The organism is Jiangella endophytica (assembly GCF_003427025.1).
Taxonomy (GTDB): domain Bacteria; phylum Actinomycetota; class Actinomycetes; order Jiangellales; family Jiangellaceae; genus Jiangella; species Jiangella endophytica.
In genome coordinates this window covers 157077-183180 of sequence record NZ_QVAI01000006.1, presented here as the reverse complement: position 1 = coordinate 183180, position 26104 = coordinate 157077, and the positions used below count along the sequence as shown (strand labels likewise).

23 protein-coding genes are annotated in these 26104 nt (G+C 73.4%); 14 read left to right on the top strand and 9 right to left on the bottom strand.

Annotated elements, in window-relative coordinates; translation table 11 throughout:
• Nucleotides 1–36 precede the first annotated feature (36 nt).
• Nucleotides 37–2082, top strand: coding sequence for an MMPL family transporter (locus DZA62_RS14750; RefSeq protein ID WP_116949653.1), 2046 nt, complete (start codon nt 37–39; stop codon nt 2080–2082).
• Between the two features lie 137 nt (nt 2083–2219).
• Here the strand turns inward: DZA62_RS14750 and DZA62_RS14745 are convergent, their stop codons facing one another.
• Entirely contained in the window at nt 2220–3668 is a 1449-nt protein-coding gene (locus DZA62_RS14745) for an SDR family oxidoreductase (RefSeq protein ID WP_116949652.1), read from the bottom strand.
• Nucleotides 3669–3751: 83 nt separating this feature from the next.
• Between DZA62_RS14745 and DZA62_RS14740 the strand changes: the two genes are divergently transcribed.
• Nucleotides 3752–5074: a cryptochrome/photolyase family protein gene (locus tag DZA62_RS14740; RefSeq protein ID WP_116949651.1), complete on the top strand. Its 1323-nt coding sequence runs from the start codon at nt 3752–3754 to the stop codon at nt 5072–5074.
• On the opposite strand, the gene DZA62_RS14735 is transcribed toward DZA62_RS14740, so the two are convergent.
• The 5 genes from DZA62_RS14735 to DZA62_RS14715 are packed head-to-tail and all read right to left on the bottom strand — an operon-like array spanning nt 5047 to nt 10334.
• Nucleotides 5047–5868, bottom strand: coding sequence for a DUF1295 domain-containing protein (locus DZA62_RS14735; RefSeq protein ID WP_116949650.1), 822 nt, complete (start codon nt 5866–5868; stop codon nt 5047–5049). The genes DZA62_RS14740 and DZA62_RS14735 overlap by 28 nt on opposite strands.
• Nucleotides 5868–7100 (bottom strand): SAM-dependent methyltransferase, encoded by a 1233-nt coding sequence (locus tag DZA62_RS14730; protein WP_116949649.1) that lies wholly within the window; start codon nt 7098–7100, stop codon nt 5868–5870. The genes DZA62_RS14735 and DZA62_RS14730 overlap by 1 nt, the downstream gene beginning before the upstream one ends.
• Nucleotides 7097–8329 carry an SAM-dependent methyltransferase gene (locus tag DZA62_RS14725; protein WP_116949648.1) on the bottom strand — a complete coding sequence of 411 codons (1233 nt, stop codon included), beginning with the start codon at nt 8327–8329 and terminating at the stop codon, nt 7097–7099. Before DZA62_RS14725 ends, DZA62_RS14730 begins: the two co-directional genes overlap by 4 nt.
• The gene (locus tag DZA62_RS14720; RefSeq protein WP_198663776.1) at nt 8326–9027 is read right to left on the bottom strand and encodes a DUF1365 domain-containing protein; all 702 of its coding nucleotides are present in this window, start codon (nt 9025–9027) and stop codon (nt 8326–8328) included. The genes DZA62_RS14725 and DZA62_RS14720 overlap by 4 nt, the downstream gene beginning before the upstream one ends.
• Nucleotides 9028–9053: 26 nt before the next feature.
• A complete protein-coding gene (locus DZA62_RS14715) occupies nt 9054–10334 on the bottom strand; it encodes an NAD(P)/FAD-dependent oxidoreductase (RefSeq protein ID WP_116949647.1) in 1281 nt (426 codons plus the stop codon).
• Between the two features lie 115 nt (nt 10335–10449).
• Here DZA62_RS14715 and sigK point away from each other — a divergent pair, with 115 nt between their 5' ends.
• The 5 genes from sigK to DZA62_RS14690 all read left to right on the top strand — a co-directional run bounded on the left by sigK (nt 10450) and on the right by DZA62_RS14690 (nt 15355).
• Nucleotides 10450–11043 (top strand): ECF RNA polymerase sigma factor SigK, encoded by a 594-nt coding sequence (sigK, locus tag DZA62_RS14710; protein WP_116949646.1) that lies wholly within the window; start codon nt 10450–10452, stop codon nt 11041–11043.
• Entirely contained in the window at nt 11040–11780 is a 741-nt protein-coding gene (locus DZA62_RS14705) for an anti-sigma factor (protein ID WP_116949645.1), read from the top strand. The genes sigK and DZA62_RS14705 overlap by 4 nt, the downstream gene beginning before the upstream one ends.
• Nucleotides 11781–11969: 189 nt before the next feature.
• Nucleotides 11970–13886, top strand: a complete 1917-nt coding sequence (locus DZA62_RS14700; RefSeq protein ID WP_157987685.1) for a hypothetical protein — start codon at nt 11970–11972, stop codon at nt 13884–13886.
• A 9-nt stretch (nt 13887–13895) separates the two neighbouring features.
• Entirely contained in the window at nt 13896–14738 is an 843-nt protein-coding gene (locus tag DZA62_RS14695; RefSeq protein WP_116949643.1) for a DUF4397 domain-containing protein, read from the top strand.
• On the top strand, nt 14735–15355 hold the full coding sequence (locus DZA62_RS14690; protein ID WP_116949642.1) for a class F sortase: 621 nt from the start codon (nt 14735–14737) through the stop codon (nt 15353–15355). The genes DZA62_RS14695 and DZA62_RS14690 overlap by 4 nt, the downstream gene beginning before the upstream one ends.
• 108 nt (nt 15356–15463) lie before the next feature.
• On the opposite strand, the gene DZA62_RS14685 is transcribed toward DZA62_RS14690, so the two are convergent.
• Nucleotides 15464–16612, bottom strand: a complete 1149-nt coding sequence (locus DZA62_RS14685) for a L,D-transpeptidase family protein (protein WP_198663775.1) — start codon at nt 16610–16612, stop codon at nt 15464–15466.
• A gap of 234 nt (nt 16613–16846) precedes the next feature.
• Here DZA62_RS14685 and mshA point away from each other — a divergent pair, with 234 nt between their 5' ends.
• The 4 genes from mshA to DZA62_RS14665 all read left to right on the top strand — a co-directional run bounded on the left by mshA (nt 16847) and on the right by DZA62_RS14665 (nt 20376).
• Nucleotides 16847–18112, top strand: coding sequence for a D-inositol-3-phosphate glycosyltransferase (gene mshA, locus DZA62_RS14680; protein ID WP_116949640.1), 1266 nt, complete (start codon nt 16847–16849; stop codon nt 18110–18112).
• A complete protein-coding gene (locus DZA62_RS14675; protein WP_116949639.1) occupies nt 18109–18603 on the top strand; it encodes a type III secretion system chaperone family protein in 495 nt (164 codons plus the stop codon). The genes mshA and DZA62_RS14675 overlap by 4 nt, the downstream gene beginning before the upstream one ends.
• A gap of 10 nt (nt 18604–18613) precedes the next feature.
• Nucleotides 18614–19360 carry a phosphoglyceromutase gene (locus DZA62_RS14670; protein ID WP_116949638.1) on the top strand — a complete coding sequence of 249 codons (747 nt, stop codon included), beginning with the start codon at nt 18614–18616 and terminating at the stop codon, nt 19358–19360.
• A gap of 314 nt (nt 19361–19674) precedes the next feature.
• Nucleotides 19675–20376, top strand: a complete 702-nt coding sequence (locus DZA62_RS14665) for a FadR/GntR family transcriptional regulator (protein WP_116949637.1) — start codon at nt 19675–19677, stop codon at nt 20374–20376.
• Between the two features lies 1 nt (nt 20377).
• On the opposite strand, the gene phoU is transcribed toward DZA62_RS14665, so the two are convergent.
• A complete protein-coding gene (gene phoU, locus DZA62_RS14660) occupies nt 20378–21058 on the bottom strand; it encodes a phosphate signaling complex protein PhoU (RefSeq protein ID WP_232827481.1) in 681 nt (226 codons plus the stop codon).
• A gap of 174 nt (nt 21059–21232) precedes the next feature.
• Between phoU and DZA62_RS14655 the strand changes: the two genes are divergently transcribed.
• Both DZA62_RS14655 and DZA62_RS14650 read left to right on the top strand, forming a co-directional pair.
• Nucleotides 21233–22414, top strand: coding sequence for a sensor histidine kinase (locus DZA62_RS14655; protein WP_116949635.1), 1182 nt, complete (start codon nt 21233–21235; stop codon nt 22412–22414).
• A complete protein-coding gene (locus DZA62_RS14650) occupies nt 22411–23091 on the top strand; it encodes a response regulator transcription factor (protein ID WP_116949634.1) in 681 nt (226 codons plus the stop codon). Before DZA62_RS14655 ends, DZA62_RS14650 begins: the two co-directional genes overlap by 4 nt.
• A 113-nt stretch (nt 23092–23204) precedes the next feature.
• Here the strand turns inward: DZA62_RS14650 and DZA62_RS14645 are convergent, their stop codons facing one another.
• Complete coding sequence (locus tag DZA62_RS14645; RefSeq protein WP_116949633.1) at nt 23205–24596, bottom strand: glycoside hydrolase family 5 protein; 1392 nt, start codon at nt 24594–24596, stop codon at nt 23205–23207.
• Between the two features lie 180 nt (nt 24597–24776).
• On the opposite strand from DZA62_RS14645, the gene DZA62_RS14640 reads away from it, so the two are divergent.
• Entirely contained in the window at nt 24777–26099 is a 1323-nt protein-coding gene (locus DZA62_RS14640) for an ABC transporter substrate-binding protein (protein WP_116949632.1), read from the top strand.
• The last annotated feature ends 5 nt before the right edge of the window (nt 26100–26104 follow it).

Here is a 26104-nt window from a genome sequence, read left to right as displayed (position 1 = left end):
GATCGAGAATTTCGACCATCGAGAGAAAGGCGGCCCATGGCCACCCGGCTGCGCTGGATCGTCCCCGTCCTCCTGCTGCTCGGCTGGCTGGCGGTCGGCGCCGTCGGCGGACCCTTCGCGGGCCGGCTCGGCGAGGTCGCCGAGAACGACAACGCCGCGTTCCTGCCGTCCGACGCCGAGTCGACCGAGGTCGCCGACGCCCGGGCGGACTTCCAGGACGCCGACGTGCTGCCCGCCGTCGTCGTCTGGGAGGACTCCGACGGGCTGGCGCCGGACGCCGCCGGCGAGGCCGCGGCGCAGCTCGAGCGGGTGGCCGCCCTCGACGGCGTCACACCGCCGGTGAGCCCGCCGATCCCGTCGGAGGACGGTCGGGCGCTCACCGCCGTCGTCCAGCTCGACACGTCCGGCGAGGCCGAGATCGACGCCGTCGTCGAGGAGATCCGCGCCACACTGGGCGACGCGGCCGGTGCCGCCGTCCACGTGACAGGCCCGGCCGGGTTCGCCGCCGACCTCGGGTCGGCGTTCGCCGGCATCGACGGCGTGCTGCTCGTCGTCGCGCTGGCGGTGGTCCTGGTGATCCTGCTGGTCGTCTACCGCAGCCCGATCCTGCCGGTCGCCGTGCTGGTGTCGTCGGTGTTCGGGCTCGGGCTGGCGTCATGGGTGGTGTACCTGCTGGCCGACGCAGGCACGCTGACGTTGAACGGGCAGAGCCAGGGGATCATGTCGATCCTCGTCGTCGGCGCCGCGACCGACTACGCGCTGCTGCTGGTCGCCCGCTATCGCGAGGAGCTGCGCGAACACCGCGGCCGGTTCGAGGCCATGGCGACGGCGCTGCGCCGGGCGGCCGGCCCGATCGTGGCGTCCGGCGGCACCGTCATCGCCGGTGTGCTGTGCCTGCTGCTGTCGAACCTCAACTCCAACCGCAGCCTCGGGCCGGTTGCCGCCATCGGCATCGGCGCGTCCTTGCTGGTGGCGCTGACGTTCCTGCCCGCGGTGCTGGTGCTGCTCGGCCGCGCGGCGTTCTGGCCGTTCCGGCCGCGATTCGGGTCCGCGGCGCCGGAGCACGCCGGCGTGTGGGACCGCGTCGCGCGACTGGTCGGACGGCGTCCGCGGGCGCTGTGGGCCGGGACCGGCGTCGTGCTGCTGGCCCTGGCGGCGTTCGTGCCGATGTTCCGCGCCGACGGCGTCAGCGAGAGCGAGTTGTTCCTCGACCGCGTCGAGGCCGTCGAGGGGCAGGAGGCGCTGAGCCGGCACTTCCCGGGCGGGTCCGGCTCACCGGTGCTGGTGCTCGCTCCCGCGGCTGACGCTGACCGCGTCGCCGAGGTGGCCGCGAGTGTCGACGGTGTCAGCCCGGCGGCGAACGCCCCCGAGCCGCAGCTGGCCGGCGACCGCGCGCTGCTCGAGCTGACCCTCGCCGACTCCGCCGACAGCGACGCCGCCGTCGGCACCGTCCGGGAGCTGCGCACCGCCCTCGACGACGTCGGCGAGGACGTGCTGGTGGGCGGCCGCACGGCGGAGCTGCTCGACACCAACGACATCTCCGCCCGCGACCGGACGCTGATCATCCCGGTCGTGCTGGTGGTGATCCTGCTGGTGCTGATCGGCCTGTTGCGTTCCGTGCTGGCGCCGGTGCTGCTGGTGCTCACCGTCGTGCTGAGCTTCGCGGCGACGCTCGGCGTGGCCGGGCTGATCTTCGACCACGTCCTCGGCTGGCCCGGCGCCGATCCCGGCGTGCCGCTGTTCGCGTTCGTGTTCCTCGTGGCACTCGGCATCGACTACAACATCTTCCTGATGAGCCGCGTGCGCGAGGAGTCCGGCCGCATCGGCACCCGCCCCGGCGTGCTGCGCGGACTCGCGGTGACCGGCGGCGTCATCACGTCGGCAGGACTGGTGCTCGCGGCGACGTTCTCGGCGCTGGCGGTGATCCCGATCCTGTTCCTCGCGCAGATCGCCTTCCTGGTGGCGTTCGGCGTGCTGCTCGACACCTTCGTCGTGCGGTCGCTGCTGGTGCCGGCGCTGGCCTACGACATCGGGCCGCGTGTGTGGTGGCCGAATCGCCGCCTCGGCCGGGCGGATCGCTAGCGGGTCGGTGATCACGGGGCGGGCGGGCGGAGGATACTCCGCCGGCTCCGCTACGCGGCGGTGAAGCATGCCGCGGGCGCTCTTGACGCCGGCTCCGCATCCTCCGGCCCCTCGGGCCTCCGTCAGCTCCGCCGCTCTCAGCGCGAGGCGGTGCGGATGATGTTGCGGGCCATGCCGCCGAAGATCACGCCGTGGAACGGCCAGAGCGCCCACCAGTAGAGCTGGCCGGCCAGCCCTCGGGGGACGAACACGGCCCGCTGCCGGTAGACGGCGCCGTCGCCGTCGGGTTCGACGGACAGTTCCAGCCAGGCGCTGCCGGGCACTTGCATCTCCGCGCGCAGCCGCAGCAGCCGGCCGCGCTCGATCGCCTCGACCCGCCACCAGTCCAGCGCCTCGCCGAGGTGCAGCCGGGCCGGGTCGCGGCGGCCCCGGCGCAGGCCGACGCCGCCGGCGAGGCGGTCGGCCCAGCCGCGGACCGCCCAGGCCAGCGGGAACGAGTACCAGCCGTTCCGGCCGCCGATGCCCTCGACCACGCGCCAGAGCCGCTCCGGCGGGACGGCGCACCACGCCGACCGCTCGTCCGTCCGCACCGAACCGCCGGACCACGACGGGTCGCTGGGCAGTGGGTCCGACGGGGCGCCGGCCGGCGTCGCCGCGGACCAGTGGCTCTCGACCTCGGCGTCGCGGATGCGCGCCAGCGCCAGTTCCACGGCCCGCTCGTACGGCGTGGGGTCGACCGGTCCCGGCAGCAGCGTGCGCAGGTCGTCCTCGGTGCAGATCGCCTCGTGCTCCAGCGACTCGATCAGCGGCATCGCGATCGACCGCGGCACCGGCGTGACGAGGTTGACCCACTGCCCGGACAGCCGAGGCGTCAGCAGCGGCACCGGCACGATCAGCCGCCGCGGCAGCCCGGCGACCCGGGCGTAGCCGCGCATCATGTCCCCGTACGTCAGCACGTCCGGCCCGCCGACGTCGAACGTCCGGTTCGGCTCGCCAGGCAGGCTCGTGGCCGCGACCAGATACGTCAGCACGTCGCGGATCGCGATCGGCTGCGTCCGTGTGTGCACCCAGCGCGGCGTGACGCTGACCGGGAGCCGCTCGGTGAGGTAGCGCAGCATCTCGAAGCTGGCCGAGCCGGACCCGATGATGACCCCGGCCTGCAGCACGACCGCCGGCACCGGCGCGTCGAGGAAGACCCGGCCCACCTCGGTCCGCGACGCCAGGTGGTCCGACAGCCCGGCGGTGTCCGGCGGGTGCAGCCCGCCCAGGTAGACGATGCGGCCCACACCGGCGTCCGCGGCGGCCGCCGCCACCTGGCTCGCGGCGCGCCGGTCCGTCACCGCGAACCCGCGCGACGCCAGCGAATGCACCAGATAGTGCACGACGCCGGCACCGGCCATGGCAGGGTCGAGGCTCGCCCGGTCGAGCACGTCGCCGCGTACCACCTCGACGTCGCCGGCCCAGGGTTGGTCGCGCAGCTTGCCCGGGTCGCGGGCCAGGCAGCGGACGGTGTGCCCGGCGGCGAGCAGCCGGGGGACCAGCCGGCTGCCGACGTAGCCGGTGGCGCCGGCGACGAGAACCCTCATGGTCGGGATTCGTACCCCATCCGCGCGCGGATTGGCCTCGAATCACGGGTACGGGATTCAGAGAGCGAACGAGGAGGACCGACGTGACCGACGACCGCCGGACGGCTGTGGTGCTGTTCACCCGCGACCTGCGCGTGCACGACCACCCGGCGCTGGCCGCCGCGGTCGAGCACGCCGAGCGGGTGGTACCGCTGTTCGTGCTCGATGACGCGATCCTGACCGGCCGGAACGCCGCGCCCAACCGGGCCGCGTTCCTCGTCCAGGCGTTGGACGACCTGCGCGGGCGGTTGCGCGAGCGGGGCGGCGACCTGGTGCTGCGCCGCGGCGACGTGGTCGAGGAGACCATGGCGGTGGTGACGGAGACCGGCGCGACGGCGGTCGTGTGCAGTGCCGACGTCAGTGGCTATGCGCAGCGCCGGGAGCACCGGCTGGCCGAGGCGTGCGCGCAGCAGGGCGTGCGGTTCCGGACCTACCCCGGCGTGACGGTGGTCCCGCCCGGCGCGCTGCTCCCGGCCGGCGGCGACCACTACCGGGTCTTCACGCCGTACTGGCGGGCCTGGGACGCGTCGCCTTGGCGGGACCAGCTGCCGGCCCCGGCGGCCGTGCCGAGTGGTGATCTCGACCGGGTCGGCCGGCTGCCGTCCGCAGCCGATCTCGCCGACGGCGCGACCTCGCCCGACCTCCCGGACGGCGGCGAGACGGCCGGGCGGACCGTCCTCGATGCGGCCGTGCGCCGGGCCGCCGACGGCGAGCCGGACCACAACGACCTCGCCGGGGACCACACGTCGCGGCTCAGCCCGTACCTGCACTTCGGCTGTGTCTCGCCGCTGGAGGTCGCGAACCGGCTGGCCGACCGGGCGCCGGGGCAGGTCCGTCAGCTGGCCTGGCGCGACTTCCACCATCAGGTGACGGCGGCGGTCCCGGGCATCGCGAGGAAGGACTACCGGCGCCGTGACGTCGAATGGCGCGACGACGCCGACGCGCTGCGGGCCTGGCGCGACGGCGAGACCGGTGTGCCGATCGTCGACGCCGGCATGCGCCAGTTGCTGCGCGAGGGCTGGATGCACAACCGGGCCCGCCTGGTCACGGCGTCGTTCCTGACGAAGACGCTGCGCATCGACTGGCGCGACGGCGCCGCGCACTTCTTCCGCTGGCTGGTCGACGGCGATGTCGCGAACAACGCCGGCAACTGGCAGTGGGTGGCCGGCACCGGCAACGACACCCGTCCCAACCGGGTGCTCAACCCGCTGCGGCAGGCCAAGCGGTTCGACGCCGACGGCGTGTACGTGCGCCGCTACGTCCCCGAGCTGGCCGGCGTCGACGGCGCGGCCGTGCATACGCCGTGGACGCTGCCGGACGACCAACGCAAGGAGCTGGACTACCCGGACCCGCTGATCGACCTCTGACGCGGCGGCAAGGGGACGAAGCCGCTGGTCCGCTCGACGTACTCGGCGTAGCCGGGCCGGTCCGCCATGCGCTTCTCGGTCAGCGGCTTCCCCGTCCCGCGGGCCAGGAAGAACGTCATGAGCAGCGGCGACAGCACGGTGGCCGCGCCCGGCCAGGTGACGCACGCGCACAGCCACAGCCCCCACCAGACGCACGCGTCGCCGAAGTAGTTGGGGTGGCGGGTGTAGCGCCACAGCCCGCGGTCCATGATCCGGCCGCGGTTGCCGGGGTCGGCCTTGAACCGGGCCAGCTGCCAGTCGCCGACGGCCTCGAAGACCAGCCCGACCGCCCACACCGCCACGCCCAGCCCGACCAGCCACCACGCCGGCTCGATCGTCACGTACTGCGCCACCTGTACCGGCAGCGAGACGAACCAGAGGATGACCGCCTGCGGCAGGCAGACCCAGAGCGCCGTAACCCGTACCCGGCCGCCGTCGTGCCGGGCGAACAGGTCCTCGTACCGCGGGTCCTCGCCCTTGCCGTGGTTGCGCCGGTGCAGGTGGACGGCGAGCCGCAGGCCCCACACGACGGTGAGGACGGTGACCACCGCACGCAGCGCGCCGTCGCCGTCGCCGGCCGAGGCGACCCACCCGACGACGGCGACCAGTGCGAACCCGGCGCCCCAGACGGTGTCGATGACGACGGCGGGGCCGCCGCGGGCCACCCACAGCACGACGCCGGCCATCAGCACGGCGACCGCCGCCGCCGTCAGCCCGAGGTTCGCGCCGAGCCCGGCCCACGCGACGCCGCCCATCAGCGACGCACCGCCAGCACCTGGTCGACGCCCATGCGGCCCTCGTCGAACGCGGCCGCGCCGCCGGCGAGGTAGAGCCGCCAGACCCGGGCGGTCCGTTCGCCGGCCAGCGCGACGACGTCGGCCCAGTGCTCCTCCAGACGGTCGGCCCAGAACCGGATCGTGCGCACGTAGTGCTCGCGCAGAGCCTCGACGTGCCGTAGTTCGAAGCCGGCCGCCGCGACCATCCGCAGCGTCTCCGGCAGCGGCCGCATGTGCATGTCCGGCGCGATGTAGGACTCGATGAACGCGCCGCCGCCGGCCGCGCGTCGTCCCCGCGACATCTGCTGCAGCAGCAGCCGGCCGCCGGGCCGGACGGCGCGGTGCAGCACGGCCGCGTACTCCGGGTAGCGTTCCGCGCCGACGTGCTCGCCCATCTCGATCGAGGCCACGGCGTCGGCCCCGGTCACGTCGATGTCGCGGTAGTCGCGCAGCTCGACCGCGGCGCGGCCGGCCAGGCCGGCCCGCGCGATGCGGTCGCCGACGAACTCCGCCTGCGCCCGCGAGATGGTGTAGCCGGTGACGTGGACGCCGTACTCGCGGGCCGCGTGCACCACCAGCGAGCCCCAGCCGCAGCCGACGTCGACCAGCCGGTCGCCGGGGCCCAGCCGCAGCTTGCGGCAGACGAGGTCCAGCTTGGCCCGCGACGCCGCCGTGCCGTCGCCGTCGGACACCTCCGGCGACCAGTAGCCGCACGAGTACGCCATGGTCTCGTCCAGCAGCAGTTCGTAGAAGTCGTTGCCGAGGTCGTAGTGGTGGCTGATCGCCGCGCGGTCGCGCTGGTGCGTGTGCCGGCGGCCGCGCAGCCGGGCCTCCTCCGGCGGCGCCGGCGGCGGTGCGCCGAGCAGCCGCCAGTCGCGGGCCGCCCGCCACGCCGCGCGGACGGCGCTCGGGCGCGGCCGCGCGCGCTGCGACGCGAACGAGCGGCGGGCGTGCGAGAACGCCGCGCCGAGGTCGCCCTCGACGTCCAGCTCGCCGGCGACATAGGCCCGGGCCAGCCCCAGCTCACCGGGCCGCCACAGCATCCGGCGCAGCGCCATCGGCGACCGGAGCACCACGACCGGCGCGTCCGCCGGGCCGGCCAGGCTGCCGTCCCAGGCGCGGATCCGCACCGGCGGCTCGGCGCCCAGCACGCCACCGAGCAACCCGTGCAACCGGGCCGCGGTCGTCGTGGGCTGAACCGTCGTCGTCATCGAACCCCTCCCGCTCCGAGCGTGTACTGCTCGACGTCCAGCCGGCCGGTGCGGAACCCGGCCTCGCAGTAGGCCAGGTAGAACTCCCACATCCGCCGGAACACCGGGTCGAAACCGAGGGCGCCGACGGCGTCCGCGGCGGCCAGGAACCGCTCGCGCCACTGCCGCAACGTCTCGGCGTAGTGCGCGCCGAACGACCGCCGCTGCAGCACCGTCAGCCCGCCGTCGCGTCGCGCGTGCGCCCGGATCGCCACCTCCGACGGGATCAGGCCGCCGGGGAAGACGTACTTGTGGATCCAGGTCCACGAGTGCCGGGTCGCTAGCAGGTGCTCGTGCGGCATCGTGATCGACTGCAGTCCGATCCGGCCGCCGGTCGCCAGCGACCGGCCCAGCGTCGCGAAATAGTCCGGCCAGTGCCGCTCACCGACCGCCTCGATCATCTCGACGCTGACCACGGCGTCGTACCGGCCCTGGACGTCGCGGTAGTCGCGCACCTGCACGTCGACCAGGTCCGCGACGCCGGCCGCCCGCACGCGCTCGCGGGCCGCGCGGGCCTGCTCCTCGGACAGCGTGACGGTGGTGACGTGGGCGCCGCGCGCGGTCGCCGCGTGGACCGCCAGCGCGCCCCAGCCGGTGCCGATCTCGAGCACCCGCGAACCGGGCCGGACGGCGGCCGCGTCCAGCATGGCGTCGATCTTGCGCAGCTGGGCCCGTTCGAGGTCGTCGCCCGGCGCGAACAGCGCCGACGAGTAGGTCATCGTCGGGTCCAGGAACAGCCCGAACAGCTCGTTGGAGAGGTCGTAGTGGCGGCTGACGTTGCGCCGGGCACCGGCACGGTCGGCGAACTCGGTCGCCGGCGACGACGGCTGCATCAGCCGGCGCAGCTTCTGCAGCGGCGGCGGCACCAGGGTGGTCAGCCGGTCGGCGAACGCCGTCAGCACACCGGCGAGGTCCGGTGCCGTCCACGCGCCGCTCATGAACCCCTCGCCGAACCCGATCAGCCCGTCGCGGCCGATGCGGGCGAAGAATTCGCGCGCCCGGCGCACCTCGAGCACCGGGGCACCGGGAGCCGCGCCGAGCGGGCCGTCCGCCGTCACGACCCGGACCCCGGCCACCCGCGCGGCGTACGCGACGGCCGTCCGGGCGGCCCGTAGCCGTGCTGGTCCGGCCGCGGGTGAGGTGGCGACGTCCGGCCAGAGCCCGGCGTCGATGCTGGTGACGGCACTCATGCCGCGCCGCCTCGTCGACGAGGCACGACCGGCAGCCCGCGCAGCCAGAGCCGGATGCCCTGCCAGCGGATCAATGTACTGACCCGCAGCGGCGGCCACGGATAACGCAGCAGCAGCCGGACCAGTTGCCCGGCGGTGGCCGGACGGCGGTAGCCGGTGAGCCCCGCGGCGAAGGCCGGGACGTCCGCGCCGCCGGGTCCAGGACGGAACAGTGTGACCGACAGCCGCAGCCGGCGGTCCGGACGGGGGACGGACATGGCGTACCTGCCGTCGACGGGGAAGAACGGCGACACGTAGAGCTCCTTCGCGGTCGTCGCCCGGTCCTGCTCATCGGGTCGCAGGACATAGGCGTGCCGGCCTCCGTAGGTGTTGTGCACCTCGGCGACGACCCAGCGCGGCGCGCCGTCCTCGTCGTGGCACCAGAACACCGTGATCGGGTTGAACACGTATCCGAGCACGGCCGCGTTGGTGAGCATGAGCACGCGGCCGCCGTCCAGAGACATACCCCTCTCGGCCAGCCAGGATGCCAGCCCCGCCCGGATCGTCGGCCCGTCGCCGGCGAAGTGGTCGCGGGCCCGGAACGCGGCCAGTGCCCGCAACGGACGCGGCAGCCGGGGGAGATCGTCGAGGTCGACCAGCCACAGGAACGTGCCGTAGCGGAACGTCCGGCGCGCCCGTTCGTACCGTGTGTGCGTCACGGTCGCCGCGTACAGGACCGGCGCCGTCACCAGCGGACCCCCAGGTGCTCGGCAGCCCGGACGCCGGACGCGCAGCCGTCCTCGTGGAAGCCCCAGCCCTGCCAGGCGCCCGCGTACACCGTCCGCGCGGTGGCGAGGTCGGGCAGCCGCCGCTGGGCGGCGACCGTCTCGACGGTGTGGATGGGGTGCTCGTAGTGCATCCGCGCGACGACGGTGTCCGGGTCGATCCGGCCGGTCGCCCCCAGCGTCACGACGTACTCCCGCCCACCCGCCGCACCGTCCAGCCGATGCAACCGGTTCAGGTGATACGAGATGGCCACGGGCCCGGACCCGGCGCCCGCACCGCACGCCGGCACCACGTGGTTCCAGGACGCCCACGCCCGCCGCTGACGGGGCAGCAGGGTCGCGTCGGTGTGCAGGACCGCCGCGTTGCTCGAGAACCCGAACGTCCCCAGCACGTCCCGCTCGGCCGGCGTCGGGTCCTCGAGCAGCCGCAGGGCCTGGTCGGCATGCGTCGCCACGACGACGTGGTCGAACCGGTGCACCGTGTCCGTCGCCTCGCGGACCAGCACGCCGTCGCCGGTGCGCCGCAGCCCGCGCACGGGGGTGGCCGTGCGCACCGACGAGAGGTCCTTCGCGGCCCGTTCGACGTACGTCCGCGATCCGCCGGTGACCGTCCGCCAGCGCGGCGACCCGCCGACGGCGAGCATGCCGTGGTTGTCGAGGAACCGGAACAGGAACCGGGCCGGGTACCGCAGCACGTCGGCGCGCCCGGCCGACCAGACCGCCGACACCAGCGGCACCATGAAGTGGTCGGTGAAGTAGGCGGTGTGCCGGTGCCGGACGAGGAAGGCGCCGAGCGGCTCCTCGGCCCCGGCCGGCGCCGCGAGCAGCGCCCGCGCCCGCCGGTGGAACGCCGCGATCTCGCCGAGCATCCGCAGGAACCGCGGCCGGGCCACGGACCGGCGCTGCGCGAACACGCCGTTCGGCCCGAGCGCGCCGGCGTACTCCAGCCCGCACGACGAGCAGCTCACGCTCATCGACATGTCGGTCTCGGTGGTCCTGATTCCCAGTTCGCCGAACAGCCGGGTCAGCCGCGGATAGGTTCGCTCGTTGTGCACCAGGAACCCGCTGTCCACCGCGATCGGCGGGCCCGCGCCGGGTACGTCGTGCGTGTGCGCGTGCCCGCCGAGCCGGTCGTCCGCCTCGAACAGATGCACGTCATAGCGGCGCTGCAGCAGGTACGCGGCGGTGAGGCCGGCGACGCCGGATCCGATGACCGCCACGGAGGATCGACTGGACTCCATGGCCCGGGTTCGCGGCCGCCGGGCGTCCGGATTGGTCCGGACGGCGACCAATCCGGCGGCCGTCCGGTGACGAACACCGGGCAGTCGGGTGGACGATGACGGTGGAGGACGCTTGATGGTGACGTTGCGATCGGTGCCGGCCGGCGAGCCGGAGCCCGAGCCGGCGGACCGGCTCGGGCGGCTGCTCGACCATTGCGCCCGGGGCGACAACGCCGCGTTCGAGCAGGTCTACGACGCCATGGCCGGGCCGGTGCTGGGCATCGCCACGACGGTGGTCCGCAACCGCGCGCTGGCCGAGGAGGTCGCGCAAGAGGTGCTCGTCGAGGTCTGGCGGACAGCGTCGCGCTACCAGCCCGAGCGGGGCAGCGCGCGCGGCTGGATCATGACGATCGCGCACCGTCGCGCCGTCGACCGCGTCCGCCGTGAACAGGCCGACAGCGACCGCGAGGACCGCGTGGCGCGGCGTGACGACGAGCGGCCGTACGACCATGTCGCCGACGAGGTGGAGACGACCCTGGAGCGCGAGCAGGTGCGGCGCTGTCTCGACTCGCTCACCGACCTGCAGCGCGAGTCGGTCGCCCTGGCCTACTACGACGGCTACACGTACCGCGAGGTCGCGCAGTTGTTGCATGCTCCTCTCGGTACGGTCAAGACGCGGCTGCGCGACGGCCTGGTGCGGCTGCGCGACTGCATGGGGGTGGGGCGATGAGCAAGCCCGTGGACGCCGGCATCCACACGCTGGCCGCGCCGTACGCGCTGCACGCCCTGCCGCCCGAGGAGGCGCGACGGTTCGAGCAGCACCTGGAGCGGTGTGCGGACTGCCGCGTCGAGGTCGACGAGCTGCGCGAGACCGCGGCTCGGTTGGGCGCGGCGACCGCCGTCACGCCGCCGCCGCGCATGCGCGAGCAGGTGCTGGCCCGGGTCGCCGAGGTGCGGCCGCTGCCCCCGCGGGTGGCCGCCGGCCGCGCGCCGGTGCTGCGCCGCTGGTGGCCGCGGGTCGCGACCGGCCTGGTCGCGGCGTCGCTGGCCGGCATCGTCGTGCTGGGCATCCGCCTGAACGACGTGCAGGACGAGCTGGACCGGTCGCAGCAGATCGGCGCGCAGATGCGCCAGCTGGTGGAGGCCGACGACATGCGCATGGTGCGGGTGGGCGAGGGCGACAGCCAGGGGACCGTGCTGGTGGCGCGGTCGCTGGACGTCGCGGTGTTCATCGGCGACGGCATGCCGCCGGCGCCGGACGGGCACACGTACCAGCTGTGGCTCATGCACGACGACGGCGGCATGGTGTCGGCCGGGGTGCTGGGCAGTCCGCCGGACGGCCATGTCGGACCGGTGACCGCCCGCGGGCTCACGGGCGTCGATCGGCTCGGCGTCACCGTCGAGCCGGACGGCGGGTCGCCGCAGCCGACCACGGACCCCGTCATGCTGATCGACCTGCCGGCGTGAGTTCGTCAGATAGATCATGACAATTCGGTCCATATAGTCGGTTTCAGGTATACACTCCGGCCGAAGACTTCTGGTCAGGAACCGCGAGCCTGACCTGCCAGGCGATCGTGGCTCGGCACCGGCCGGCCACGAGCCGGCGCGCAGGTCTGTGCGACACCTCGGGGGGAGGCGTCGGCGTTGCGCGACACCATGTCGGCCCTGCCTGCGTTGCCGCAGGATCTCGACGAGCTGCACCTGCCGATCCCGGTGCAGCCGCGGCCGCCGCGGCCCCGCCCGGTGCGCACCTGGTTCCGGCGTCACGGCCCGGACCTCGCCTGGCTCACTCCGTTGCTGACGCTGACCGGCTTCGTGCACGCCGCCGGGATGGCCCGCGCGCCCGCGTTCACCGAGGCCGAGGGCCGGGCCGTGGCCCGGATCGCCGACGGCGCATGGTCGCTCCCCGGTGACCTCGGCCTGGCCCAGCTGGCTGCGTGGACCGGGCCGTCGGGCGCGCTGGACCGCGCGACGCACGCCGTGGCGGGCGGGCGCGAGGCGCTGCTGGTCGTCCTGCTGCTGGGCGTGGTCCTGCTGTGGGTGCTGGCGCGTCGCCTGGGCGTGGCCCGTCCGGCCGCCGCGGTCGCCGTCGTCGTGTTCGCCGTCTCTCCGCCGGCCCTGCACCTGCACCGGATGGTGCTGGTCGAGAACCTCGCCGTGCTGTGGATGCTGCTCGCGTTGGTGCTGGCGACGGCGCGTCGCCGGCAGTCGGTCGCGTTCCCGGCCGCCGGGGTCGCGGTGCTGCTGGCCGTCCTGACACAGACCACGTTCCTCGTGGTCGCGCCGTTCGTCGCCTGGACGATGTGGCAGCAGGTGACGGCGCGGGCGTGGCGGCTCGCGCTGGCCGGGGTGTCCGCCGCGACGGCGGCCGGCGCGTACGTGTACGTGCTGCTCTCGCTGGGCGGCCCGGAGGTCGTGGCGCCGGAGCGGTGGTGGGCGCTGGACCCGGTGCTGATGGTCGTCGGGCCGGTCGCGGCGGGCGCGGCGCTGGTGTTCCGGCCGCTGCGTCCGGCGGCCGCCGCGCTGCTCACACTGGTGCTGCTGATCGTCGTGCCCGGGGGTACGCCGCCGGTCGCGCTGCCGATCGCGGCGCTGCCGATCGCGGCGTTGCTGGTGCCCGCGACCGCGCACCGGCTGATCGTGCGGCTGCTCTCGGTGCGCGGCCGGCCGGAAGCCCTGCCGCTGACCATCATGACGACCACCGCGGCCGCGGCCCTGGTCGTCGCGGTGACGGCGACGTGGCCCGGCGAGCTGCGCCCGCTGCTGCGCGGCGACCCGGTCGCGCCGGTCGAGCAGGCTGAGCGCTGGCTCGAGGCCAACGTGCCGCGCGACGCCCGGCTGATGGTCGACCACACCCTGCGGGCGGACCTGCTGCGCTCCGGCTTCGCCGGCGGCGGGCTGCTCCCGTTCACCAGCTTCCCGGCCGCGGCGTCGCCGGAGCCGCTGCTGCCGCTGGACGTCGCCGTCTCGGTGGACGAGCCGTTCGAGCCGCACCCGCCGGGCTGGATCCACTACGACTACATCGTGTCGACCGCGGCGCTGCGCTCCGACGACACCGACCGGCCCGACGTCCGGACCGCACTGGCCGAGTCGACCGTCGTCGCGGCGTTCGGCGGCGGTGAGGACCGGGTCGAGGTCCGGGCGATCCACCCGCTCGGCCGGGCCGTCACCGAGGCCGTCGCCGCCGGGGACCGGCGCACCGTGCGCCATGCGACCGGCCAGTTGCTGCGCAACGAGTCCCTGACGTTCGACCCGGCCGCACGCTCCGTCGCTGCCGCCGGGCTCGTCGACCCGCGGCTGGTGATCGTCCTCGGCAAGCTGTCCGCCACGCAGGACCTGGACGTGTCGCTGCCGGCGCTGCCCGGCGAGGACGACGGCGTGCGCCGGCAACTCGTCCTCAGCGCCCTGCCGACGCGGGACGAGGCGGCCCGGCTGGCGCTCTGGCTGCTCGGGCAGCCGCCGCCGTTCACGCCCTCGCAGGTCGACGCCGACGGGACCACCGTCATCGCCACCTACTCGCTGACCGCTCCGCGCGGTCTGCTTCCCGATCCGCCGCGGCACGACCGTCCCTAGGAGTCCCCGATGAAACGCATCGTCATGTCCCTGGCCATGGCCGTGGGAGTCGTCGCCCTGGCCGCCGCGACCGCCACCGGCGCCCAGGGGACCGAGGAGCCGGCGGCCGCGGGCTGGGCCCGGCTGGCGCACCTGTCGCCGGACACCCCCGAGGTCGACGTCAGCCTGACCGGCCTCGACGGCCGGTCCGTGCTGGAGCTGCAGGACGTCGGCTACGGCGACGTGTCCGGCTACGCCCGGCTGCCCGCGGGGACGTACACCGCGGCGATGCGCCCGGCCGGCGCGCCGGCCGGCTCCGAGCCGGTGATCACCGCGGCGGTGGAGATCCAGGACGGCGTCGCGATCACGGTCGCCGCCGTCGGCATGAACGCCGAGCTGTCCGGCCGCATCCTCGTCGACGACCTGACGGCGCCGGCCGCCGGTCAGGCGCGGGTCCGGCTCGTCTCGGCCGCCGTCTCGTCGCCGGCGGTGACCGTCACGACCGACACCGGCACGGTGCTGGCCGACGACGCCGCGTTCGGGACGGCGACGGACTACAGCGAGGTGCCCGGCGGCCGCTGGACGCTGGCCATCAGCAGCGACGCCGGCACCGGCAGCACCGACGTCGACCTCGCCGCGGGCAGCGTCAACACGCTCTTCGTCCTCGACGTCGACGGCGAGCTGAACGTCGTCGGGGTCGTCGACAGCACCGGCACCTCGCAGGCCCCGGCCGGGGGCGTGCGGACGGGCGGCCGCGGGCTCGCGTCGCCGCCGTCGTCGCCGGACTGGACGGCGCCGCTCGGGGCCGTGGCGCTGGTGTGCGGGCTCGCCGTCGTCACCGGGGCGCTGGCCCGCCGCCGACGGGTGGCATGAGGCGGACGGCGGCGCTGCTGGTCGCGGCCGTCCTGACCGCGGCCGCCGGCGGGTGTGCGGGCGGCGACGGGACGGTGTCCGCGGCAGGCGGGGCCGGCGTCCGGGCGTCGGTTCCGGCCGCCGCATCGGCGTCGGCCCCGGCCTCGACCACCGGGCCGCGGCCGATCCCCGTCGACGACACCGTGCCCGTGCGGGTGCGGATCCCGGCGATCGGGGTCGACAGCGCGCTCGAGACCCTGCACCGTGCGGACGACGGCCGGCTGGCCGCACCGGACGACTGGCAGGCGGCCGGCTGGTTCGCCGACGGTCCGGTGCCCGGCGCGCCCGGCCCGGCGGTGATCGCCGGTCACGTGGACTCGCCGGACGGCCCCGCGGTCTTCGCGGACCTGGCCCGGCTCCGCACCGGAGACCGGGTGGAGGTCGAGCTCAGCGACGGCGAGGTCGCCGTGTTCGAGGTCGACGGCAGCCGGACGGTGCCACAGGCGGACTTCCCGACCGACGAGGTCTACGGCCCGGTGCCGGACCGCCAGCTCCGGCTGATCACCTGCCACACGTTCGACGAGGCCGCCGGCCACTACGTCGACAACCTCGTCGTCTTCGCGACCGCGACCGCCTGACCCGGTGCGGTCCCGGCGATCCGGCGACGAGCGGAACCTGAGCGGGCTCCGACCCCGGACATGCCGACGGCGGCCGGGATCACCCGGCCGCCGTGGGACGACAGCCCGTCAGGACCAGTAGACGATGACCTTGTCGCCGATGTTCACCTGGTCGAACAGCGACTTGATGGCGTCGCGGTCGCGGACGTTCACGCAGCCGTGCGAGCCGCCGTTGTAGCCGTTGGCCGCGAAGTCGGGCGAGTAGTGCACCGCCTGGCCACCGCTGAAGAACATCGCGAACGGCATCGGGGTGTCGTAGATCGACGACACGTGCTCGCGCGACTTGGAGTTCACCTGGAACGCGCCCTCGCGGGTGGGCATCTCGTCGGTGCCGAACCGGACGTCGAGCGTCATGTGGACCTCGCCGTCGACGACCCAGCGCAGCGTGTTGGTCGACTTGTCGATGCACAGCACCCGGCCGGTGAGGCAGCGCGGGTCGAGGCCGTCGGCGTTGCCGCCGTTGTTCTCGGGCTCGCGGTTGTGCAGCTCGTCGTCGGTGGGGGTGCGGGTCATCTCGACCACCTTGTCCCAGGTGCGCTGGTCGACCTCGCCGGTGGCGGGGAAGCCGCGCTTGTCCTGGAAGCCCTTGACCGACGCCGTGGTGGTGTCGCCGTAGGTGTCGGTGACCTCGCCGCTGAACCAGTCGATCTGCTTGAGCCGGGCCTGCAGCTCGCGGACCTGGTCGCCGGTGTCGCCGGGGCCGAGGATCGTCGGGCCGGGCGTGAGTCGGTTGTGCAGCTCGTCGTCGGTGGGCGTGCGGGTCATGTCGACGAGGGAGTCCCAGGTGGCCTGGTCGACGGAGCCGGTGGCCGGGAGCTCGCGCTTGCCCTGGAAGCCGGAGACCGCGGCGGCGGTGACGTCGTCGAACTCGCCGGTGACGTCGTTCGCGTACCACTGCAGCTGCTTGAGCCGCGCCTGCAGCTCGCGCACCTGGTCGCCGCTGGTGCCGGCGGCCATCAGGGCCTCCGGCGTGGGCGTCGTGGTGGGAGTCGGCGTCGGGGTGGCCGTCGGAGTCGGTGTGGGCGTCGCCGTCGGGGTCGGGGTGTCCGAAGGCGTCTCCTCGGCCGGCTGCGTCGCGGTCTGGCCGGACCGTTGTGGGCTGGCCGACGCCGGCTCATCGCGGCCGAACTGGTTCAGGCCGATGAGCACGGCCGACACCACGGCGACGGCGAGCACGGCGATGAGCGCACCCATGCCGGCCTTCCTGCCACGCGTCACGATCGTTCCTCCCCCTTGTGACGGCGTCCCCTCGACGCCGCTCCCACCCTCAAAGACTCACGAAACCGGGTCCAGGTTGCCGTATCGACGCGGCAATCTCCATTACGACTCGGTATCGAGGACAGGGATGTCTCGGGTCTTTCGCATTTATCCAGCTGAATCGGTGGTAATCGAACGAGGGCGTTCACTGTGCCAGGGAATCCGCCGGGTCCGCAGCCGGTTGTGCGAACTGTGATGTCGGGCACGCGCGGACCGCGCAGGGTGATGATGCTGAGCGTCCACACCTCACCGCTCGACCAGCCCGGTGGCGGCAACGCCGGCGGCATGAACGTGTACGTCGTCGAGCTGGCCCGCCGGCTGGCCGGGCTCGGCGTCGAGGTGGAGGTGTTCACCCGCGCCACGTCGTCCGACCAGCCGCCGGTCGTCGAGACCGCGCCGGGCGTGCTCGTCCGGCACGTCGCCGCAGGGCCCTACGAGCTGCTGCCGGTCGCCGAGGTGCCGGCCCAGCTGTGCGCGTTCACGTCCGGCGTGCTGCGCGCCGAGGCGCGGCACCCACCCGGCTGGTACGACCTCGTCCACTCGCACTACTGGCTCTCGGGCCACGTCGGCTGGCTGGCGACCAGCCGCTGGGGTGTGCCGCTGGTGCACTCGATGCACACCATGTCCAAGGTGAAGAACCTGTCGCTGGCCGAGGGTGAGCGGCCGGAGCCGCACGAGCGGGAGCTCGGTGAGGAGCAGGTCGTCGCGGCCGCCGACCTGCTGGTGGCCAGCACCGACGACGAGGCCGCGCAGCTGGTCGGGCTGTACGGCGCCGACCCCGCCCGGGTCGCGACGGTCCCGCCGGGCGTCGACCTCGACGTGTTCGCCCCCGGCCCGATGGCCGCGGCGCGCGCCCGGCTGGGGCTGCCCGCCGACGCCGTCGTGCTGCTGTTCGCCGGGCGCATCCAGCCGCTCAAGGCGCCGGACGTGCTGGTGCGGGCGGCGTCGCTGCTGGCCCGCGACCCGGCGCTGCGCGAGCGGCTGGTCGTCGCGGTCGTGGGCGGGCCGTCGGGATCCGGGCTGGCCGAGCCTCATGCGCTGACCCGGCTGGCGGACTGTCTCGACGTCGCCGACGTGGTCCGGTTCGAGCCGCCGGTCGGTCAGCGGGCGCTGGCCGACTGGTACCGCGCGGCCGACGTCACCGCCGTCCCGTCCTACAGCGAGTCGTTCGGACTGGTGGCACTGGAGTCGCAGGCCTGTGGCACACCGGTCGTCGCGGCCGCGGTGGGCGGGCTGCGCACCGCCGTCGCCCACGGCTACTCCGGCCTGCTGGTCGACGGCCACGACCCGGCTGACTGGGCCGACGCCGTCGCCGGGCTGATCGGCGACCCGGACCGGCTGCGCAGGCTCGGCGCAGGTGCCGTGGCACACGCGGCGGAGTTCGGCTGGGACGCCACCGCGGCCCGTATGCTCGACGTCTATACGCGAGCGATGCAGCACCGGCAGGTGATGACGGCATGACCACCGACGACGGTCCCGCCGCGGTCGTCCGCGCCTACCTGGCCGACTCCGGGCAGCCGTGGGACGAGCCCGCGACCGGCGAGTTCGCCGTCGAGCTGCCCGGCGAGCGCAAGCTGAAGACGTCCTGCAGTCTCGCCGTCCGCGACCACAGCCTGGTCGTCAACGCGTTCGTCGCCCGCAGGCCGGACGAGAACCACGAGGCGGTCTACCGCTGGCTGCTCGAGCGCAACGCCCGGCTGTCCGGCATCGCGTTCGCCGTCGACCACGCGGGCGACGTCTACCTGGTCGGCCGGCTGCCGCTGCACGCCGTCACCGCCGCCGAGATCGACCGCCTGCTCGGCATCGTGCTCGACACCGCCGACTCCTCCTTCAACACCATCCTGGAGCTGGGGTTCGCCACGTCGATCCGGCGCGAGTGGGAGTGGCGGCTGGCCCGCGGCGAGTCCACCCGCAACCTGGCCGCCTTCGAGCACCTGAGGCCCGCCCCGTAAGCTTCGGCCCATGACGTATCGCCTGGTGCTGCTCCGTCACGGCGAGAGCGAGTGGAACGCGAAGAACCTGTTCACCGGGTGGGTCGACGTCGACCTCACCGCGAAAGGCGAGTCCGAGGCCCGGCGTGGCGGCGAGCTGCTGAAGGCACGCGGCGTGCTGCCCGACGTCCTGCACACCAGCGTGTTGCGCAGGGCCATCCGCACCGCCAACATCACCCTCGACGTCGCCGACCGGCACTGGATCCCGGTGCGCCGGCACTGGCGGCTCAACGAGCGCCACTACGGCGCGCTGCAGGGCAAGGACAAGAAGCAGACGCTGGCCGAGTTCGGTGAAGAGCAGTTCATGCTCTGGCGCCGCTCCTACGACACCCCGCCGCCGCCCATCGATCCGGGCGACGAGTTCGCGCAGACCGGCGACCCGCGCTACGCCGACCTGCCGCCCGAGCTGCTGCCGGCCACCGAGTGCCTGAAGGACGTGCTCGAGCGGTTCCTGCCGTACTGGTACGACGCCATCGTGCCCGACCTCCGCCTCGGCCGGACGGTCGCCGTCGTCGCGCACGGCAACTCGCTGCGGGCGCTGGTGAAGCACCTCGACGGTGTCTCCGACGACGCCATCGCCGGGCTGAACATCCCCACCGGCGTGCCGCTGCTCTACGAGCTCGACGAGTCGCTGCGCCCGGTCACCGCGGGCGGCGAGTACCTCGACCCGGACGCCGCCGCGGCGGCCATCGAGGCGGTCAAGAACCAGGGCCGCTAGGGTCCGCTCCCTGCCCGAATCGCAGGTCGTAGGCGTACGTCACGAGGCGTTCTCCCGCTTCACCAGGACCGCATGCCTGGCGAGGCGGGAGAAACGTCGTGATGGCCCGTGCGAGAGCCGTCCGCTCGGCGAGATCGCGCTGTGGGACCGGGCCGGACCACCCGTCTCCCGGTCGACGTGACCGGCCGTCGCGTCCGGGTCCAGCACTCCTCCGGGGGCCTTCCGTCGTCGCTGGCAGAGGCGCAGGTGTTCGGCCGTCCGCCGGGTCGAGCCGCGTATTGTCACACGCAAGGGTCGCAAGGGGGAACGTCCGCATGGCAGTGACCGACGTCGCCATCGAGAAGATCAAGCAGATGATCGTCAGCGGGGAGCTGAGCCCCGGCGACCGCCTGCCGCGCGAGGCCGACCTCGCCGAGCGGCTGGGGCTGTCGCGCAGCTCCCTGCGCGAGGCGGTGCGCGCGCTGTCGCTGATCCACGTACTCGACGTCCGGCAGGGCGACGGGACCTACGTGACCAGCCTGTCGCCCCACCTGCTGCTCGACGCGATGGCCTTCGTCGTCGACTTCCACCGCGACGACACCGTCCTGCACTTCCTCGAGGTGCGCCGCATCATCGAGCCGGCCGCCGCGGCCATGGCGGCCGTGCGGATGACCGACGACGCCATCGCGAAGCTCGAGGAGATCATGGCGCCGCTGGGCGCGGACACCGGCGTCGAGGAGCTGGTCAGCAGCGACCTGGAGTTCCACCGGCTGATCGCCGAGGGCTCCGGCAACCCGGTGCTCTGCTCGCTGGTCGAGAGCCTGTCCGGGCCCACGCATCGGGCCCGGGTCTGGCGGGGGCTGACCCAGGAGGCGGCGGTGGCCCGGACGCTCGCCGAGCACCATGCCATCGTCGCGGCGATCAAGGCCCGCCAGCCCGACGTCGCCCGCTCCTGGGCCACGGTCCACGTCGCCGGCGTCGAGCAGTGGCTGCGCGACGCGCTGACCCCGGCGAACGCCGGGGGCGACACTCCGTAGATCAGTGGCCGGCGGCGCTGTCGGCCCACTCGATCTCGCCGGTCACCAGATAGCGCACGTTGGTGGCGATGTGGACGGCGTGGTCGGCGAAGCGCTCGTAGTAGCGGCCCAGCAGGGCGATGTCGATGGCCGCCTCGACGCCGCGGTCCCACTCGTCGTCGTCGAGGAGGACGTGGAAGAGGGACCGGTGCAGGTGGTCCATCTCGTTGTCGTCGTGGGCGAGTTCCGCGGCGGCGTCGAGGTCGCGGGTGCGCAGCACCTCGACGGCCTTGTTGGACATCTCGCAGGCGGCCTTGCCCATGGCGGCGAACGTGTCGCGCAGCTCGTCGGGCACGGCGTGGTCGGGGTAGCGCATGCGCGCGACCTTGGCGACGTGGACGGCGAGGTCGCCCATGCGCTCGGCGTCGGAGGTGCTGCGCAGGGCGGAGGTGACGATGCGCAGCTCGGAGGCGACCGGACCCTGGGTGGCCATCAGCTCGAGGACCTGCTCGTCGATCTCGAGCTGGTCGCGGTTGATGCTGGAGTCCGACGCCATGGCCTGCTCGGCGGCGTCGAGGTCGGCCTCGAGCAGGGCCTTGGTGGCCAGCCCCATCAGCTCACCGGTCTTGCGGATCATCCCGATCAGCCGGCCGTTGACCTCGTCGAGCTGCTCGTGGTACGCCTCGCGCATTGGCTTCGTCATCCCTGTCATCCTGTGGGTAGGCAGGTTGCTCCTGTCTGATCAGCGTAGGTGCAATTGGTGGACGGTCAGAGCGGCTAGGTGAATGGCCCGCGAAGTCTCGGTGAACATGCGCCCGAAATCGCGCCGTGAAGTGTCTTGAAGTGGAGATGAACTCCGCCGTGGCACATACCATCGGTGGATGTGGATGCCGTGACAGCCGGAGCGCTGGCCGCGTGTGTCGGCGCAGCGGTCGGCCTTGCGGCGGGTCTGGCGTTCAAGGCCAGTGAACGCGCACAGCACCCGCCGGAGCCGCCACGGACGTCACGCGTGCCCGAAGGCGTCGACGAGGTGCTGTCGGTGCTGCGGTCCAGCGCCATCGTCCTCGACAGCGCCCTCGACGTCGTGAAGGCCAGCCCGTCCGCCTATGCGTTCGGCCTGGTCCGGCACGACCGCGTGGCCGTGCCCGAGCTGGTCGAACTGACCGAGCGGGTCCGCCGCGACGGTCAGATCCGCGAGGTCCAGCTGGAGATCCCGCGGTCGCGCGACACCACGCAGACGCTCTACGTCTCGGCCCGCGTCGCGCCGCTCAACAGCAAGCTGCTGCTGGCGCTCGTCGAGGACCGTACCCACGAGATCCGCGTCGACGAGGTCCGCCGCGACTTCGTCGCCAACGTGTCGCACGAGCTGAAGACGCCGGTGGGCGCGCTGTTGCTGCTCGCCGAGGCGGTCGAGGACGCCAAGGACGACCCCGAGGCGGTGCAGCGGTTCGCCGAGCGCATGCAGCGTGAGGGCGCCCGGCTCACCCGGCTGGTGCAGGAGATCATCGACCTGTCCCGGCTGCAGTACGACGACCCGGTCGCGTCGCCGATGTCGGTCGACGTCGACAGCGTCGTCGAGGCGGCGCTCGACCGCAGCCGCGTCGACGCGGAGAAGCACAAGATCCGGCTCACCGCCGGCGGCACACCGGGGCTGCAGGTCCTGGGCAACGTCGAGCAGCTGGTCATCGCGCTGGGCAACCTCGTCGAGAACGCGGTGAACTACAGCCCGCCCAACACCCGTGTCGCGATCGGCGTCCGCCGCCGCGACGACCTGGTCGAGATCAGTGTCACCGACCAGGGGTTCGGCATCGCCGAGAGCGAGCTGGACCGCATCTTCGAGCGGTTCTACCGCGTCGACCCGGCCCGTTCCAGGGCCACCGGAGGCACCGGCCTGGGACTGTCCATCGTCAAGCACATCGCCGCCAGCCACGGCGGCGAGGTAGGCGTGTGGAGCGTGCAGGGAGCAGGGTCCACCTTCACCCTGCGACTGCCGCTGCACCCGCACCGAACCGGGCAACCGTCCGCGTTCGAGACGCCAGTTGGTAAGGAGACGCCGTGACCCGCGTGCTCGTCGTCGAGGATGAGGATTCGTTCAGCGACGCCCTGTCGTACATGCTCCGGAAGGAGGGCTTCGAGGTGGCGGTCTCCGTGACCGGCGACGACGCCCTCGACGAGTTCGACCGGGGCGGAGCGGACCTCGTACTGCTCGACCTCATGCTGCCGGGCCTGTCCGGGACCGAGGTGTGCCGCCAGCTGCGGCAGCGCTCCAACGTCCCGGTCATCATGCTGACCGCCAAGGACTCCGAGGTCGACAAGGTCGTCGGCCTCGAGCTGGGTGCGGACGACTACGTCACCAAGCCGTTCTCCTCGCGCGAGCTGGTCGCGCGCATCCGGGCGGTGCTGCGCCGCGGCACCGAGCCCACCGAGGCCAGCCAGGCGGTCCTGGGGGCGGGCCCGGTCCGCATGGACGTCGACCGCCATGTGGTCACCGTCAACGGCGACACCGTCCGGCTGCCGTTGAAGGAGTTCGAGCTGCTCGAGCTGCTGCTGCGCAACGCCGGCCGGGTGCTGACCCGCGCCCAGCTGATCGACCGCATCTGGGGCGCCGACTACGTGGGCGACACCAAGACGCTGGACGTGCACGTCAAGCGGCTGCGGGCGAAGATCGAGCCGGACCCGGCGGCGCCGAGCTACCTGCTGACGGTGCGCGGCCTGGGCTACAAGCTCGAGGCCTGACCCCTGAACGATCACGCTGCCGGGTGCCGGACGGCACCAGGCGTCCTCCCGCTACACCAGGCCCGCATGCCTGGTGAGCCGGGAGAACGCCTCGTGATCGGACTGGACCGGCGTCACTCCGGGGCGAGGCTCGTGCGCAGGACGTCGGCCAGCTCGTCCCGCACGGCGCAGGCGTCGAACGCGAACGACGCGGCCAGCTCGGCGGCCTCGTCCGGCGTGACGCCGTCGAAGCAGCCACCGAACCGCTCGGCCAGGGGCTCGGCCAGCATGATGTTGCGGACCAGCAGCCCGAGCCAGGCGCGCCGGCCCCAGGGGTACGGCGCGAAATCGGGGAACTCGAGCTCGAACAACTCCTCGATCGGCTGGGTGACGGCCCGGATGTGACGGTCGGTGCCACCCCACGAGTCGGTGCCCAGGCGGTCCTTGCGCTCCAGCTCCGGCGCGATGCGGCGCAGGTACGGCGAGTCGGCGCGGGCGTGCACCAGCCCCTGCAACCCGACGTCCTTGTACGTCCACAGCGACCAGCTGGCCTCGTGCTCGTCGTAGATCGCCAGCTGGTCGGCGAGCATGCGCAGGCAGGCGGCGTCGCGCTCGCGGTCGCCGGTGTAGACGGGGCCGAACTCGCCGATCCAGATGGGGGTGCCGGTGCGCCGCATGAACTCGGTGCGGCGCAGGAACGTCTGCTCCAGTACGTCGCGGTCGAACCACTCGCCGCGGGTCACGCCCGGGTAGGAGCCGTCGCGGGCGATGCCGGGCAGCGCGTAGTCGTGCGCGGTGTAGACGGTGCCGGGGGACGGCTCGGTGAACATCGAGAAGTCGGTGGAGTAGCGGTTGCCGTCGAGGAACAGCACGTGCCGGGGGTCGACCGCGCGGATGGCCGCCTCGAGGCGTGCGTAGAACGGGCCGATGGCCGCGCCGCTGGGGTCGGCCGGCTCGTTGAGCGGGTTGTAGCCGGCGACGGCGGGCTCGTCGCGGTAGCGGTCGGCCAGAGCCTCCCACAGGTGCACCACGCGGTCCTGAAAATGCCGGTGCTGCCAGAAGAACGCCTGGTGGGTGGGGTTGTCGCTGTGCCAGTTCTGGTTCTGGTAGCCGGGTGCGGCGTGCAGGTCGAGGATCGCGTACAGACCGTGCCGCGCACACGCCCGCACTGCCTGGTCGAGTCGGCGGAAGCCGGACTCCTTCAGCTCGAACGGCCGGTCGTCGTCCTCGAAGTGCCGGTAGCCGAACGGGATGCGGACGGCGTTGACACCCAGCCCGGCGAGGAACGCGGCGTCGGCGTCGGCGAAGAAGTCGTCGAGGAACCGGTCGAAGAACCGCCGGTAGCCGTCCGGACCGAGCGCCGACCGCAGCGCGGCGCGGTGCTGTGACTCCGTCCCCGCGTAGCCGGTGATGAAGTTCTCCATGTTCATCCAGCCGCCCAGGCCGACACCGCGCAGCCGGACCGGCCGGCCCTCGTCGTCGCTGAGCCGGGAGCCGTCGACCCGGAGCCACGGCAGCGTCGTCATGCGTCCTCCAGCGCCCGAGCGGGCGGGTCACGGGTTAGAAACCGGTTCCCGAGCAGGCTAGCCAAGAGCCTCGAACGCGTGCAACTATGACGCACCAGCCCTTGTAAACCGTTTCAAGGCCCTGGTTCCAGGCCGGGAAACCGGGCACTCACAGCCGTGTGTCCGGGAGAGAGGACGACCATGAGGCACCCAACAGGACGTGGCCCGGCCCGGCGCCGCGCCGCGATCGCCGCGTCGGCCGCGGCCCTGCTGACGCTGGCGGCGTGCGGTGGCGGCGACGACAGCACCGGCACGGACGACGGCGGCGGCGACGTCGCCCTGCGCTTCTCGTGGTGGGGCAACGACGACCGCGCCCGGATCACCCAGCAGGCGATCGACGCGTTCGAGGCGGAGCACCCGAACATCACCGTCGAGGGCGAGCCGCTGGACTTCGAGGGCTACTTCGACCGGCTGGCGACCAGCGTCGCGGCCCGCGACGCGCCCGACGTCATCACCCTGGGCGGCGCCTACCCGCGCGAGTACGGCGACCGCGGCGCGCTGCTCGACCTGTCCACCGTCGCCGAGCAGCTGCCCACCGACGGCATCGACGCGGCCGCGTTGAGCAACGGCTTCTTCAGTGGCGTCCAGTACAGCGTCCCGACCGGCGTCAACACCTACGCCGTCATCGTGAACCCGGCCGTGTTCGAGGCCGCCGGCGTGCCGCTGCCCGACGACTCGGCCTGGACGTGGGACGACTTCGTCGCCATCGCGCAGCAGATCTCGGACGCCTCGCCGGAGGGCACCTACGGCGCCGCGGACCCGACCAGCGCCGACACCCTCGACCTCTATGCCCGCCAGCACACCGGCGACGGCCTCTACTCCGAGGACGGCGGCCTGGCCGTCGAGGCCGGAACGCTGGAGGACTGGTGGACCATGACCAAGGCGATGAGTGAGTCCGGCGCGACGCCGCCGGCCACCGTCACCGCCGAGGTCGGCGGCCAGCCGTCGCCCGAGCAGACCCTGATGGGCCGGGGCCTCGCCGGCATGCAGTTCGAGTGGAGCAACCAGCTGACCGCCCTGCGCACGGCGTCGGGCGCGCCGCTGGAGCTGCTGCGGGCGCCCGGCGAGACCAGCGGGTCCGAGCCGGGCATGTGGCTGCAGGCGTCGCAGTCGTACGCGATCTACTCCGGCAGCGAGCACCCGGAGGAGGCGGCCCTGCTGATCGACTTCCTGGTCAACAGCGAGGAGGCCGCGTCGTTCATCCTGGCCGACCGCGGGCTGCCGGCGAACGCCGAGGTGCTGGAGGCGATCACCCCGCAGCTGGACGAGAACACGGCGGCGCAGGCGGCGTTCATCGCCGCGATCCGCGACCACGTGAGCGAGGAGCTGATCATCGGCCCGACCGGGTCGACGGAGACGCGCTCGATCGTCCAGCGGATCAACGACGAGGTGCTGTTCGACCGGATGTCCATCGCGGACGCCGCCGCGTCGGCCGTCGACCAGGTGACGACCGCCATCCAGTGAGGACG

Bases quoted from the DNA above. Each gene is read 5' to 3' on its own strand.
- DZA62_RS14750 (WP_116949653.1), top strand. From the start codon at position 37: ATGGCCACCCGGCTGCGCTGGATCGTCCCCGTCCTCCTGCTGCTCGGC.
- DZA62_RS14745 (WP_116949652.1), bottom strand. From the start codon at position 3,668: ATGAGGGTTCTCGTCGCCGGCGCCACCGGCTACGTCGGCAGCCGGCTG.
- DZA62_RS14735 (WP_116949650.1), bottom strand. From the start codon at position 5,868: ATGGGCGGCGTCGCGTGGGCCGGGCTCGGCGCGAACCTCGGGCTGACG.
- DZA62_RS14730 (WP_116949649.1), bottom strand. From the start codon at position 7,100: ATGACGACGACGGTTCAGCCCACGACGACCGCGGCCCGGTTGCACGGG.
- DZA62_RS14725 (WP_116949648.1), bottom strand. From the start codon at position 8,329: ATGAGTGCCGTCACCAGCATCGACGCCGGGCTCTGGCCGGACGTCGCC.
- DZA62_RS14715 (WP_116949647.1), bottom strand. From the start codon at position 10,334: ATGGAGTCCAGTCGATCCTCCGTGGCGGTCATCGGATCCGGCGTCGCC.
- sigK (WP_116949646.1), top strand. From the start codon at position 10,450: ATGGTGACGTTGCGATCGGTGCCGGCCGGCGAGCCGGAGCCCGAGCCG.
- DZA62_RS14705 (WP_116949645.1), top strand. From the start codon at position 11,040: ATGAGCAAGCCCGTGGACGCCGGCATCCACACGCTGGCCGCGCCGTAC.
- DZA62_RS14700 (WP_157987685.1), top strand. From the start codon at position 11,970: ATGTCGGCCCTGCCTGCGTTGCCGCAGGATCTCGACGAGCTGCACCTG.
- DZA62_RS14695 (WP_116949643.1), top strand. From the start codon at position 13,896: ATGAAACGCATCGTCATGTCCCTGGCCATGGCCGTGGGAGTCGTCGCC.
- DZA62_RS14690 (WP_116949642.1), top strand. From the start codon at position 14,735: ATGAGGCGGACGGCGGCGCTGCTGGTCGCGGCCGTCCTGACCGCGGCC.
- mshA (WP_116949640.1), top strand. From the start codon at position 16,847: ATGTCGGGCACGCGCGGACCGCGCAGGGTGATGATGCTGAGCGTCCAC.
- DZA62_RS14675 (WP_116949639.1), top strand. From the start codon at position 18,109: ATGACCACCGACGACGGTCCCGCCGCGGTCGTCCGCGCCTACCTGGCC.
- DZA62_RS14670 (WP_116949638.1), top strand. From the start codon at position 18,614: ATGACGTATCGCCTGGTGCTGCTCCGTCACGGCGAGAGCGAGTGGAAC.
- DZA62_RS14665 (WP_116949637.1), top strand. From the start codon at position 19,675: ATGGCAGTGACCGACGTCGCCATCGAGAAGATCAAGCAGATGATCGTC.
- phoU (WP_232827481.1), bottom strand. From the start codon at position 21,058: ATGACGAAGCCAATGCGCGAGGCGTACCACGAGCAGCTCGACGAGGTC.
- DZA62_RS14645 (WP_116949633.1), bottom strand. From the start codon at position 24,596: ATGACGACGCTGCCGTGGCTCCGGGTCGACGGCTCCCGGCTCAGCGAC.
- DZA62_RS14640 (WP_116949632.1), top strand. From the start codon at position 24,777: ATGAGGCACCCAACAGGACGTGGCCCGGCCCGGCGCCGCGCCGCGATC.